Raw genomic sequence first — 13,085 nt, forward strand, 5'->3', positions numbered from 1 at the left:
CGTATCTCCTGATCCGGCATATATTTACAGGAGAGGAACACAGGAATGTTTTATCAGTTAAAAATCACAAGAAAAGGAACGAAACCGCCGGTATGGAGACGTTGTACTGTTGCGGCTGACATTACATTTGCAAATATGGCAGCCATGCTTGAAAAACTGGTTCAGTATCCGGCAGGCAGCCTATATGAGATTGAATTTTTTCAGAAAAAAGTACAGATCCGTGAGAACGGTGACGGAGAAGCGAAGAATAATTTCACATTATTAAATGCAGGCGAGACAGAGACTGCAGAGCTTATGGATTCCGAGAAATGGTTTACCTTCCGTCAGTATGGCGCGGATAAGGAAGCTCCGGAATACAGAGTTGATATTGAGAAGAAAGACGAGGGAACAGCAGAAGCTCCTTCTATTATAAAAGAAGTAAAGGGTGAGGATGATCCGTACTGGACAGAGGCACCGGAGCTGGGATGCACTGCAGCAGTTGAGACAGAGGCGGAAACAGCCAAAGCATCGGAAGACATTGCTGCAACAGTAGCAGCAGTAGAGGCAGCAGCCAGAGCTGCAAAAGCAGATGAGGCAGCCACAGGCAGCAGAAGAAATCCTACAGTAAAAGATTTCCTCATGTCCTATCGTAAAGAAGACCTTCTCAGCATTGCAGGTGAGCTTGGACTTCACTGCAGGGGAATGGAGCAGGAAGAGATCGCCGCAAAGGTTGCCGCAGAGGTTCTTAAACCGGAGGTTATGAAAGCAAGCTTCCTCGTAGCAGACGATCAGGAAGTACTGGCTTTTGAGGCGGCTATTCAGAGAAAATGCTTCCATGTTGCAGAGGATGAGTGGAATACATTAGAGTGGCTGAACGATATGGGCTACCTTGTTTCCTACAGTGATGATTACGCAGAAGTTCCGGCAGAGGTTGCAGCTGTTTACGACCAAATCAATACACCGGAATTCCGGACACTTCGCAGCCAGGTAAACTGGCTGAAGGATTGCCTTATTATGGTAAGCTATCTGTATGTATCTGCACCGGCAAAGACCGTATATGAGATGTTTAAGCAGAGAAAAGGCTTTGACATCGGATATGACAGCTTCATCGAGCTGTATCATACCATTCCGGAGAAGGCCTGTATCTGTGAGCTTGCGGGGGATCAGCTGATCCTGAAATCCGCACTGGTCAATAACATCTACAAGGATATCGAGAGACGTCAGGGTGGACGGAAATTCTATATTCCGTCTGTAGATGAGATCCTGGATTATTCCGAAAACGGGTATCCGACAAAATCTGCTTCTTACCAGAGACTGGGCAGATTCCTGCTGGATGAGATGAAGGTTTCCGATGCAGTGAAGGATCAGGTACTGTTCTTTATTTACAAAGAATGCTCCATGGATGGCAGAATGTCAGCGATCATGGAAAACCTGAACCAGAAGGGGATCCAGTTTAACGATGAGCAGCTTGAGAAATTTACAAAGCTGATCATGGAGGCAAACAATAACACAAGAATGCTGGAATTCCGCGGTTACACACCGAATGAGATCTCAGGAGCAGTATGGCCGTTTGCCACAGGCAAGCCGCACACTGCAATGCCGAACAGCTTTGTGCCGACAGCAATGCCGATGCAGCCGGCATCTGCAAGAAAAATCTACCCGAACGATCCGTGTCCGTGCGGAAGCGGTAAGAAATATAAGAAGTGCTGCGGAAGAAGATAATTCTGCAGAAAATTTACCGTAATTCCGGAGTTGAAAGTTCCTATAGATCGTTGCGGAGCGACTGCGCTCATGAGTGAGCAGCGAACGCGGATATCTGGTCCGATTTATCGTTTGATGCAGTATCTCCGGAAATACCATACAAATTAAATATAAGACAGTTCGTTTGTACCATCCTGTCTATAAATAAAACCAGGGCTGAAGAAGATGTGAGAATCAGGGCAGACTCGTGGCGGGGCTGCCCTTTTTTTACTTTAACTGGATCACAGCCGGGAATCCCGGCTTTTTTTATTTATGGAAATATTCGGGTGGTGTGACAGATCCAGAAGGAGGAAAAATTTATGTATCAGTTAAAAACAGAAGCAGATTTCGATTCGGCACACTTTCTGTCCGGTTACACCGGCAAATGTTCCAATATCCATGGTCATCGCTGGCATGTGGAGATTGAGATCGAAAGCCGGAAGCTGGAGAAAAACGGCCAGGAGCGCGGGATGCTGGTAGACTTCGGAGACCTGAAAAAGGATCTTCGGGAGCTGGCAGATTCCATGGATCACACGCTGATCTATGAAGAAAATACATTACGTCCGAAAACGCTGGAAGCACTGGATGAAGAAGGCTTTCATCTGGTGAAGGTTCCCTTTCGCCCTACAGCAGAGAATTTTTCAGAGTATTTTTTCAGAAAAATGGAAGAAAAGGGCTATCCTGTAAAAAGAGCTGTTGTTTACGAAACACCAAATAACTGTGCAGCTTACCGGGAAACGGAAGAAGAAACGGAGGCGGTATGGCTATGAGTACCTATCAGGTTGTAGAAAAATTTGTCAGCATCAACGGAGAGGGCAGACGGGCAGGAGAGCTTGCCGCTTTTGTCCGGTTTAAGGGCTGCAATCTTCAGTGCAGCTATTGTGATACCAGCTGGGCAAATGAGCCGGGGTGTGAGAGTGAAAGGCTGACAAAAGAAGAGATTCTTTCCTGGATCCGCGAGGCAGGTGTAAAAAATGTGACACTTACAGGCGGGGAACCACTTTTGCGGAAAGGCATGGAGGAGCTGATCGAGGCAATCCTGGAGGATCCATCCCAGCGGGTGGAGATTGAGACCAATGGAAGTGTGGATCTGAAACCTTATCATACATTAAAAAAACGTCCGTCCTTTACCATGGATTACAAAACACCGGACAGCGGCATGGAAAAAGAGATGCTCCTTTCCAATCTGGAGCTTCTGGGCAGTGAGGATACGCTGAAATTCGTGGTCAGCAGCCGCAGAGATATGGAAAAAGCCCTGGAAATCCTGGAAAAGTACAGACTGGTCGGAAAAACGGCAGTTTATTTCAGCCCTGTTTTTGGCAGGATCCAGCCGGTGGAGATCGTGGATTTCCTTATGGAAAAAAAGCTCAACGATGTAAAGCTTCAGATCCAGCTTCATAAGGTGATCTGGGACCCGCAGAAGCGGGGAGTATGACAGGAAAACATATCACAATATAACAGAAATACCGCAGAAAAGGAGAACGCTATGAAAGCACTTGTACTTGCAAGCGGCGGTGTGGATTCCACCACCTGCCTGGGGCTTGCCGTAAACAAATATGGAAAAGAGAATGTAATTGCATTAACAGTAGCTTACGGACAGAAGCACACAAAAGAAATCGAGGCTGCCAGAAAAACAGCAGAATATTACGGAGTGGAGCATCTTTATCTGGATCTGGAGCCGATCTTCCGGTACAGTGACTGTTCGCTTCTGAAGCATTCAGACAGAGAGATCCCGCACGAAAGCTATGCAGAGCAGCTGAAGGAAACCGATGGTTCACCGGTTTCAACCTATGTGCCGTTCCGGAACGGATTATTTCTTTCCTCGGCAGCAAGTATTGCACTGTCAAAAAACTGTAGTGTGATCTATTACGGTGCACATGCGGATGATGCTGCCGGAAATGCATATCCGGACTGCAGCAGTGCATTTCACAATGCGATCAATGAGGCAATCTATCAGGGAAGCGGCGGCCAGCTGAAGGTTGAGGCGCCTTTTGTCAGCTGCACAAAGGCAGAGGTCGTAAAAACCGGCCTGGAGCTGAATGTTCCTTATGAACTGACCTGGAGCTGTTACGAAGGCGGCGAAAAGCCCTGCGGTGTGTGCGGAACCTGTATTGACAGAGCAGAGGCATTCCGGCTCAATGGAGTGAAGGACCCGGCACTTGACAGATAGATCGGATCATAAATATCCGCCCGACTATAGAAAGGAAAAAATATGAGCAGAGAAAACCTGGAAAAAGAAGGGATCACCCTTCTCGGAAATCAGAAAGTAAAATATCCGGACAATTATGCTCCGGAGGTACTGGAAACATTTTTGAATAAGCACCCGGACAACGATTATTTTGTAAAATTTAACTGCCCGGAATTTACAAGCCTTTGTCCCATTACCGGACAGCCGGATTTTGCAACGATCACGATATCCTACGTACCCGGTGAAAAAATGGTGGAGAGCAAATCTCTGAAGCTGTACCTTTTCAGCTTCCGCAATCACGGAGATTTTCATGAGGATTGCGTGAACATCATTATGAAGGATCTGATCCGGCTTATGGACCCGAAATACATTGAGGTCTGGGGAAAATTTACGCCGAGAGGCGGCATTTCCATTGATCCATACTGCAATTACGGAAAGACCGGAACCAGATGGGAGGAGATTGCCTGGAAACGTCTGACAGAGCATGACATGTACCCTGAAAAGATCGATAACCGGTAGAAAAACAAAAAGTCCCTGTTTTCACTGCGAAAAGCAATGAAAGCAGGGGCTTTTTGTTTAGGTGTGCCTGACCGCGCAGGTTTATCTTTATGACAGCCGGATGCACTCCGATTCTGTGCCAAACAGATCAGCGATCACATCGTGCACGGTTTCGATCTTATCTGCCATATAAGCCTTTGCTCCGCAGAACAGCAGGCCGTTTTCCACGTCGCCCTTTACGGCGGCGATCAGCTTGTCTGTAATGCAGTAAGGGATCTCGCCGGGAGAACATTTGGCAAGGCAGCGGTGGCAGGGACTGTGCGGGATTTTTTCTCCGGCCATGACGTGCTGCATGAAGGGATTCATAATGGCACGTCCCGGCATACCTACCGGACTTTTTACAATGGCAATGTCGTCCTTTGCGGCGTGGATCAGGGATTCTTTCAGCCGGATGTCTGCGTCACATTCTTCCGTTGGGATAAAACGGGTGGCGACCTGAACGCCGTCCACACCAAGATCAAGGACATGCTTTACATCCTCGTGCGTGGCGATGCCGCCGGCAGCTACTACAGGGATTTCCGTGCCGAATTTTGCGGCATAGCTTTTTACAGTCTGGACGATCTTTCGGATCTCATTGTCGTAGGCTTCCGGTGTATAGGAATCCAGCTCTTCCTTGTGGAAGCCCAGATGACCGCCTGCCTGGGGACCTTCGATCACCACAAGGTCTGCAGTGCGCTTGTACTTTCTTTCCCAGTATTTCAGGATAACCTTTGCAGATTTGTCCGTTGAGACAATGGGGGCAATCTTTGTTTTGCTTCCGCTGACAAGAGCAGGGAGCTCTGTAGGAAGTCCTGCACCGGAGATGATCAGGTCAGCGCCGGCATGGACAGCGGCTTTTACATGAGATGCGTACTCCTTCAGTGCAACCATGATGTTGTAGCCGATGATACCGTCAGGAGAAATCCTGCGTGCTTTTTTCATCTCGGACAGGATAGCCCGCTGGTTGGCTTCTTCGGTATTCCGGTCGAAATCCTTTTCCCGGTAGCCGATCTGAGCGGTGGAAATGATTCCGATCCCACCTTCCTTTGCAACGGTGCCTGCCAGACGGCCAAGGCTGATGCCAACGCCCATTCCACCCTGGATCAGGGGAAATCTCGTAAGTTTATCACCGATTTTAAAATTCTTCATAATGATCAGATCCTCACATTCATTTGCTTTCGCTAAATAATTTTAGTATAAAATAGTTTTATTATCAAAGTATATCATAACAGGGGAATTTGTCAATGTAAATGTCGGTGAATCAGGGAAGTCCCCTGCTTCAATTGCGAATAGCTGTTTGACCAGATTCTGTTAAAATCCACTTTGTTGACAGAACAGAAAATATCAGGCAAATTCACAGTGATATCAGCTTTACAGAAAACTGTAAAGTGAATTAGAGGAAAAGGGAGGAACAGGTATGCGAAAAAAGACGAGTACCATCATGGCCTGGCTGCTTGCGGCGTCCGTGACAGTCACATCTCTGTCAGCGGGAACCGTGACGGCCTATGCACAGGAGGAAATGCCGCTGGCGGAAGCCGGAACCGTGACAGAGAGTGCGGAAGAGTTTGGCGACAGCAGTGACAGCATTGCAGATATTGCGGAAGAGGGCAATATTGAAGCTAAAGAAAAGGGTGAGCTGACAGCATTATGCTGTGTAGTTTCACCCTTTTTATGTGTGATGAAATTTTTAAACTGTAAAGCAGTAGACTGTGTCCGGAATCCCTCTGGCAAAATCAGAATTTAAACAGATTCAGACCGATCTCCTGACTGAACTCACGGCCGATCTCTCCGTCGATCACCTGGATCTGGATCTCGGCAGTAGCGCTGATGATGGCACGGTTCAGATGACCGCCGTGTACATGGCCTTCCTCGTCACCGGCTGCGATATGGAGATGAAGATAAACGTCACCGTCTTTGCGGGTAACGGTACCGGTAAGTGATACGATTTCAAACGCTCCCTGGAACTGAATAGAGTGGTATTCCTTTGTCACTGTGTTGTATACGCCTGCAGTGAAATCATTGATGGCGCCAAGGCCTGTGACCTGTGCAAGGCGGATATTTTCTTTTTTTGCAACCTTGCCGATCTCCTCCAGGATCTCTTCCTTCGGATCAAGACGAAGATAGATCGTGTTTCCAAAACGTCTGTATTCCATGATAAAAACCTCCCTTTGTGTGATATTTGCCATAAACAGAGGCGGATGTTTTTATCCGCTTGTCAATAAGTATAATACATTTTATTTTTTTTCGGAAGACCTGGGAAAGAGAATGCCGGAGTCTCATGTCTGTGCGAGAGATTTTTTTGACGTCTGCTCTTAGCATTGGAGGCAGGCGGGGATACGTTTGAGGTTTCGTTAGGGGGGATGTGGTCGAGGGACGCCAGAGGAAGGTGGCATTGCTCCGGGAGTGGATGCAGTTGGGGGTGTTTTTGAGGTTTTGTTAGGTGGATGTGGTTGAGGGATGCCAGAGGAAGGAGGCATCGCTCCGGGCAGGGACTCCGTCGGGGATTTTTTTTGAGGTTTTGAGAGGTGGATGTGGTTGAGGGACGCCAGAGGAAGGTGGCATCGGTCTGGGCAGGGACTCCGTCGGGGGATACTACTAGGGCTCCGTGAGACGGCTAAAAGCATTGCGGCAGGGCCAGAACTCGCCTTCGGCTCAGACAGCAGGCCCTGCCGCAATAACGCCGTCTCCCGCAGCCCAAGTAGTAATCACCCCTCCTCCGCAGCAGCCCGGCCCGATGCCACCTTCCTCTGGCTGACGCTTCCAACCGACAGGAAAAAACATGCGGGGGATGGAAGCGGACTGGGCGTCCTGTCCTGAAATGTCAGACTGGTACAGAATATTCCTATAAGTATCGAAGAATACAGGGACCAGATCGGCACAGCGTACCACTATAAGTACCGAAGAATACAGGGACCAGATCGGCACAGCGTTCCATTCTGAGTACCGCAGCATACAGACAAAAGTCAACAACGCAGCACACACAACAACGCAGAACTCCTTCCGTGCCCAAGAGGGTGGGGGTGCAGGGGGAGGGCCTTCGGGCTACGGAACTCTGAGATGGCCTTCCCCCTGCATATTCCCGCATTGAAAATGCGACCGGCGTAGCGCCATCCAGCGAAGAGTCTTATTATAAAAAACAACACATATAAAATAATAAACAGGAAGATAATAGCATAATGGATGAATGATAGCAGAAAAGAAATTGTCCTATAAAAATAAACTTCCAGGAAAATCTAAAAAAATTGAAATTTATGGTTGACAAGCATAACTCCCAGTGGTATTATAACTGAGCTGTCGCAAATAATTGTTTTCAAAAAACAAACAATTAAAAAGAATTTCAGAAAAATGAAATTCACAGTTGACAAAAGACAGAAGATATGATAAAGTATCCAAGTCGTCAACGAAACGACAACAAAATCTTAACTCAAAAATGTTTGAAAAAAACTTAAAAAAGTGCTTGACAAACAAAAAGAGATGAGATAAAATAAACGAGCTGTCTGAGAGACAGACACAACAAACCTTGATAACTAAACAGTGAAACACATACGATTCTCGAAAATTTCTTTACATTTAAAGAACGGTTTAAACAAACCAAAAGCAGTAAAAACGAGAGATAGCCAAACGGTTGTCTTGAGTAAACGAATCAAACATTTTATCAGAGAGTTTGATCCTGGCTCAGGATGAACGCTGGCGGCGTGCTTAACACATGCAAGTCGAACGGGAAACCTTTTATTGAAGCTTCGGCAGATTTAGATTGTTTCTAGTGGCGGACGGGTGAGTAACGCGTGGGTAACCTGCCTTATACAGGGGGATAACAGTCAGAAATGACTGCTAATACCGCATAAGCGCACAGAGCTGCATGGCTCGGTGTGAAAAACTCCGGTGGTATAAGATGGACCCGCGTTGGATTAGCTAGTTGGTGAGGTAACGGCCCACCAAGGCGACGATCCATAGCCGGCCTGAGAGGGTGAACGGCCACATTGGGACTGAGACACGGCCCAGACTCCTACGGGAGGCAGCAGTGGGGAATATTGCACAATGGGGGAAACCCTGATGCAGCGACGCCGCGTGAAGGAAGAAGTATCTCGGTATGTAAACTTCTATCAGCAGGGAAGAAAATGACGGTACCTGACTAAGAAGCCCCGGCTAACTACGTGCCAGCAGCCGCGGTAATACGTAGGGGGCAAGCGTTATCCGGATTTACTGGGTGTAAAGGGAGCGTAGACGGATGGACAAGTCTGATGTGAAAGGCTGGGGCTCAACCCCGGGACTGCATTGGAAACTGCCCGTCTTGAGTGCCGGAGAGGTAAGCGGAATTCCTAGTGTAGCGGTGAAATGCGTAGATATTAGGAGGAACACCAGTGGCGAAGGCGGCTTACTGGACGGTAACTGACGTTGAGGCTCGAAAGCGTGGGGAGCAAACAGGATTAGATACCCTGGTAGTCCACGCGGTAAACGATGAATGCTAGGTGTCGGGTGACGAAGTCATTCGGTGCCGCCGCAAACGCATTAAGCATTCCACCTGGGGAGTACGTTCGCAAGAATGAAACTCAAAGGAATTGACGGGGACCCGCACAAGCGGTGGAGCATGTGGTTTAATTCGAAGCAACGCGAAGAACCTTACCAAGTCTTGACATCCCTCTGACCGACTCTTAACCGTGTCTTTCCTTCGGGACAGAGGAGACAGGTGGTGCATGGTTGTCGTCAGCTCGTGTCGTGAGATGTTGGGTTAAGTCCCGCAACGAGCGCAACCCCTATCCCCAGTAGCCAGCGGTTCGGCCGGGCACTCTGAGGAGACTGCCAGGGATAACCTGGAGGAAGGCGGGGATGACGTCAAATCATCATGCCCCTTATGATTTGGGCTACACACGTGCTACAATGGCGTAAACAAAGGGAAGCGAACCTGCGAGGGTGGGCAAATCCCAAAAATAACGTCCCAGTTCGGACTGTAGTCTGCAACCCGACTACACGAAGCTGGAATCGCTAGTAATCGCGGATCAGAATGCCGCGGTGAATACGTTCCCGGGTCTTGTACACACCGCCCGTCACACCATGGGAGTCAGTAACGCCCGAAGTCAGTGACCTAACCGCAAGGAAGGAGCTGCCGAAGGCGGGACCGATGACTGGGGTGAAGTCGTAACAAGGTAGCCGTATCGGAAGGTGCGGCTGGATCACCTCCTTTCTAAGGAAAAAGTAGAGAAACAAGATGTGTTTTACTGTTGAGTTATCAAGGCAACTGAATAATGATATTTCTGGTGCCGATGCGGTTGGGGGACACACCCGTTCCCATCCCGAACACGACGGTTAAGACCCAATCGGCCGATGGTACTGCACTGGAGACGGTGTGGGAGAGCAGGTGGGCGCCAGATCAAAAAAAGAAGGACAGGGAAACCTGATGAGATAGATGCTGGTTTTACCAGTGATCTGAGAGAAAAAGCTATTTTCCTTTCAGATGGCTGATAAAACATCAGTCAGCATTGTACCTTGAAAACTGCATACATGAGATTTGATTAAGTTAATCAAATATCCTTAAACGCAAAGTATTAAGAAATTAATGCAAACGCAAAGATAGGAAGACATCGATTTATCTGTTATGAACAGAGTAATCAAACACATACGTTACGAACGTGAGTGTAAACTTCGTGAGAAGAAAGCACTTACTGTAGTAACACGAGAATCAAGAGACCGCATCACCTACGCTAGGGTGATGAAGCGAAAGGTCAAGCAATAAGGGCACAGGGCGGATGCCTTGGCACTAAGAGCCGATGAAAGACGTGATAAGCTGCGAAAAGCTTCGGGGAGGAGCAAATATCCCGTGATCCGGAGATGTCTGAATGGGGAAACCCGCATGAGCAGACCTCATGCATCCATACGCCAATCCATAACGTATGGAAGGGAACCCGGGGAACTGAAACATCTAAGTACCCGGAGGAAAAGAAAGAAACATCGATTCCGTAAGTAGCGGCGAGCGAACGCGGAGGAGCCTAAACCGGTGTGCGTGCATGCCGGGGTCATGGACTGCATTTAAGATTCAGCGAAGTTAACAGAACGGTTTTGGGAAAGCCGGCCGGAGAGGGTGAAAGCCCCGTACGTGAAAGCAGAGCTGACTGAGCAGGATCCGGAGTACCACGAGACACGAGGAACCTTGTGGGAAGTAAGGGGGACCACCCCCTAAGGCTAAATACTACTTAGTGACCGATAGCGCATAGTACTGTGAAGGAAAGGTGAAAAGGACCCCGGGAGGGGAGTGAAAGAGAACCTGAAACCCTGTGTCTACAAGCTGTGGAAGTACTTTATATGTACGACCGCGTACTTTTTGTAGAACGGTCCGGCGAGTTACGCTTACTGGCAAGGTTAAGCACTTCAGGTGTGGAGCCGTAGGGAAACCAAGTCTTAATAGGGCCAGAGTCAGTAGGAGTAGACCCGAAACCGGGTGATCTATCCATGTCCAGGTTGAAGCTGCCGTAAGAGGTAGTGGAGGACCGAACCCACATCCGTTGAAAAGGGTGGGGATGAGGTGTGGATAGGGGAGAAATTCCAATCGAACCCGGAGATAGCTGGTTCTCCTCGAAATAGCTTTAGGGCTAGCCTCGGTGTGAGTCTTGCGGAGGTAGAGCACTGAATTTCCTAGGGGGCGTCAAAGCCTACCGAAGAATATCAAACTCCGAATGCCGTGTAGATATCACCGGGAGTCAGACTGCACGAGATAAGTTGGGCGGTCAAAAGGGAAAGAGCCCAGACCTACAGTTAAGGTCCCAAAGTGCGCGTTAAGTGGAAAAGGATGTGGGATTTCGAAGACAACCAGGATGTTGGCTCAGAAGCAGCCATACATTCAAAGAGTGCGTAATAGCTCACTGGTCGAGAGGTCCTGCGCCGAAAATGTCCGGGGCTGAAACGCGCCACCGAAACTAAGGAATCTGAAAAGATTGGTAGAGGAGCATTGCATGCGGGAAGAAGCAGTACCGGAAGGAGCTGTGGACTGCATGGAAGAGAGAATGCCGGAATGAGTAGCGAGATAGAGGTGGGAATCCTCTAGGCCGAATATCCAAGGTTTCCAGGGTAAAGCTGATCTGCCCTGGGTGAGTCGGGACCTAAGGTGAGGGCGAGAGCCGTAGCCGATGGACAACAGGTTGATATTCCTGTACTGCAGTATGACAGAACTGTGGGGACACGTAAGGAGAGCGGGAGCCGGGAATGGAAAGCCCGGTACAAGCGAGGTACCAGTCACATAGGAAAATCCGTGTGGCAATGGGAAGACGTGATGTGGAGCGAAGATTAGTAGCGAAGCCCGTGAGCCATGCGTCAAGAAAAGCCGCTATCGTTCATATTGTACCCGTACCGTAAACCGACACAGGTGGATGAGGAGAGAATCCTAAGGCCGGCGGAAGAAGTATTGCCAAGGAACTCGGCAAAATGGCCCCGTAACTTAGGGAGAAGGGGTGCCTGCGAGAGCAGGCCGCAGAGAATAGGCTCAAGCAACTGTTTAGCAAAAACACAGGTCTATGCGAAACCGAAAGGTGAGGTATATGGGCTGACGCCTGCCCGGTGCTGGAAGGTTAAGAGGAGAGGTTAGACGTAAGTCGAAGCTTTGAATTTAAGCCCCAGTAAACGGCGGCCGTAACTATAACGGTCCTAAGGTAGCGAAATTCCTTGTCGGGTAAGTTCCGACCCGCACGAAAGGCGTAATGATTTGAGCGCTGTCTCGGCAATACATCCGGTGAAATTGAAGTGCCAGTGAAGATGCTGGCTACCCGCGCCAGGACGGAAAGACCCCATGGAGCTTTACTCCAGTTTGGCACTGGGGTCCGGTGTTGCATGTACAGGATAGGTGGGAGGCTGAGAAACGGTAACGTCAGTTGCCGCGGAGCCGCTGTTGGGATACCACCCTTGTGATATTGGGCTTCTAACCAGCCGCCGTAATCCGGCGGTGGGACAATGCCAGGCGGGGAGTTTGACTGGGGCGGTCGCCTCCGAAAGGGTATCGGAGGCGCCCAAAGGTTCCCTCAGAATGGACGGAAACCATTCGAAGAGTGCAAAGGCAGAAGGGAGCTTGACTGCGACACCGACGGGTGGAGCAGGTACGAAAGTAGGGCTTAGTGATCCGGTGGTATTAAGTGGGAATGCCATCGCTCAACGGATAAAAGCTACCCTGGGGATAACAGGCTTATCACTCCCAAGAGTTCACATCGACGGAGTGGTTTGGCACCTCGATGTCGGCTCATCGCATCCTGGGGCTGTAGTAGGTCCCAAGGGTTGGGCTGTTCGCCCATTAAAGCGGTACGCGAGCTGGGTTCAGAACGTCGTGAGACAGTTCGGTCCCTATCCGGCGTGGGCGTAGGATATCTGAGAGGAGCTGTCCTTAGTACGAGAGGACCGGGATGGACGGACCGCTGGTGGACCGGTTGGCTTGCCAAAGCCATGGCCGGGTAGCCAAGTCCGGAAGGGATAAACGCTGAAGGCATCTAAGCGTGAAGCCCCCCTCAAGATGAGATATCCCATTCTTATGAAGTAAACCCCCTTGAAGACGACGAGGTAGATAGGGCAGAGGTGGAAGTGTGGTAACACATGGAGCTGACTGTTACTAATCGGGTGAGGGCTTGACCAAGAAACGCAGGTTAAGAATTGATTCAAAGAGTTTGAT

At 49.2% G+C, this 13,085-nt stretch carries 8 protein-coding genes and 3 rRNA genes; 9 read left to right on the plus strand and 2 right to left on the minus strand.

From position 1 onward, the window contains the following. The first annotated feature begins 45 nt into the window (after window positions 1-45). The 5 genes from NQ489_RS00935 (at window position 46) to queF (ending at window position 4,426) form a co-directional block, all read left to right on the plus strand. On the plus strand, window positions 46-1,701 hold the full coding sequence (locus tag NQ489_RS00935; RefSeq protein ID WP_021652905.1) for a YecA family protein: 1,656 nt from the start codon (window positions 46-48) through the stop codon (window positions 1,699-1,701). Window positions 1,702-2,039: 338 nt separating this feature from the next. Beyond that, complete coding sequence (gene queD / locus NQ489_RS00940) at window positions 2,040-2,489, plus strand: 6-carboxytetrahydropterin synthase QueD (protein ID WP_021652906.1); 450 nt, start codon at window positions 2,040-2,042, stop codon at window positions 2,487-2,489. Then, window positions 2,486-3,154 (plus strand): putative 7-carboxy-7-deazaguanine synthase QueE, encoded by a 669-nt coding sequence (gene queE, locus NQ489_RS00945; protein ID WP_044962365.1) that lies wholly within the window; start codon window positions 2,486-2,488, stop codon window positions 3,152-3,154. The genes queD and queE overlap by 4 nt, the downstream gene beginning before the upstream one ends. A 51-nt stretch (window positions 3,155-3,205) precedes the next feature. After that, window positions 3,206-3,889: a 7-cyano-7-deazaguanine synthase QueC gene (queC, locus tag NQ489_RS00950; RefSeq protein ID WP_021652908.1), complete on the plus strand. Its 684-nt coding sequence runs from the start codon at window positions 3,206-3,208 to the stop codon at window positions 3,887-3,889. A 42-nt stretch (window positions 3,890-3,931) separates the two neighbouring features. Beyond that, window positions 3,932-4,426 carry a preQ(1) synthase gene (gene queF / locus NQ489_RS00955; RefSeq protein ID WP_021652909.1) on the plus strand — a complete coding sequence of 165 codons (495 nt, stop codon included), beginning with the start codon at window positions 3,932-3,934 and terminating at the stop codon, window positions 4,424-4,426. A gap of 87 nt (window positions 4,427-4,513) precedes the next feature. Here the strand turns inward: queF and NQ489_RS00960 are convergent, their stop codons facing one another. Next, window positions 4,514-5,593: an NAD(P)H-dependent flavin oxidoreductase gene (locus NQ489_RS00960; RefSeq protein ID WP_021652910.1), complete on the minus strand. Its 1,080-nt coding sequence runs from the start codon at window positions 5,591-5,593 to the stop codon at window positions 4,514-4,516. A 268-nt stretch (window positions 5,594-5,861) separates the two neighbouring features. On the opposite strand from NQ489_RS00960, the gene NQ489_RS00965 reads away from it, so the two are divergent. Then, a complete protein-coding gene (locus NQ489_RS00965; protein WP_021652911.1) occupies window positions 5,862-6,188 on the plus strand; it encodes a hypothetical protein in 327 nt (108 codons plus the stop codon). Here the strand turns inward: NQ489_RS00965 and NQ489_RS00970 are convergent. Then, complete coding sequence (locus NQ489_RS00970) at window positions 6,178-6,597, minus strand: PPC domain-containing DNA-binding protein (protein ID WP_044962367.1); 420 nt, start codon at window positions 6,595-6,597, stop codon at window positions 6,178-6,180. The genes NQ489_RS00965 and NQ489_RS00970 overlap by 11 nt on opposite strands. A 1,499-nt stretch (window positions 6,598-8,096) precedes the next feature. On the opposite strand from NQ489_RS00970, the gene NQ489_RS00975 reads away from it, so the two are divergent. From NQ489_RS00975 to NQ489_RS00985, 3 genes are all read left to right on the plus strand, one after another. Beyond that, window positions 8,097-9,626: ribosomal RNA gene (locus NQ489_RS00975) — 16S ribosomal RNA — on the plus strand. Window positions 9,627-9,695: 69 nt separating this feature from the next. Next, window positions 9,696-9,813 (plus strand): 5S ribosomal RNA (gene rrf, locus NQ489_RS00980). 349 nt (window positions 9,814-10,162) lie between these two features. After that, a 23S ribosomal RNA gene (locus NQ489_RS00985) occupies window positions 10,163-13,049 on the plus strand. Together the 16S, 23S and 5S rRNA genes form the textbook arrangement of a ribosomal RNA operon. Window positions 13,050-13,085 lie beyond the last annotated feature (36 nt).

Source organism: Blautia sp. KLE_1732_HM_1032 (genome assembly GCF_025147905.1).
In the GTDB taxonomy this organism is placed as follows: Bacteria; Bacillota; Clostridia; order Lachnospirales; family Lachnospiraceae; genus Blautia_A; species Blautia_A fusiformis.

Coding starts and splice junctions, on each gene's coding strand:
- NQ489_RS00935 (WP_021652905.1), top strand. CDS start 46: ATGTTTTATCAGTTAAAAATCACAAGAAAAGGAACGAAACCGCCGGTA.
- queD (WP_021652906.1), top strand. CDS start 2,040: ATGTATCAGTTAAAAACAGAAGCAGATTTCGATTCGGCACACTTTCTG.
- queE (WP_044962365.1), top strand. CDS start 2,486: ATGAGTACCTATCAGGTTGTAGAAAAATTTGTCAGCATCAACGGAGAG.
- queC (WP_021652908.1), top strand. CDS start 3,206: ATGAAAGCACTTGTACTTGCAAGCGGCGGTGTGGATTCCACCACCTGC.
- queF (WP_021652909.1), top strand. CDS start 3,932: ATGAGCAGAGAAAACCTGGAAAAAGAAGGGATCACCCTTCTCGGAAAT.
- NQ489_RS00960 (WP_021652910.1), bottom strand. CDS start 5,593: ATGAAGAATTTTAAAATCGGTGATAAACTTACGAGATTTCCCCTGATC.
- NQ489_RS00965 (WP_021652911.1), top strand. CDS start 5,862: ATGCGAAAAAAGACGAGTACCATCATGGCCTGGCTGCTTGCGGCGTCC.
- NQ489_RS00970 (WP_044962367.1), bottom strand. CDS start 6,597: ATGGAATACAGACGTTTTGGAAACACGATCTATCTTCGTCTTGATCCG.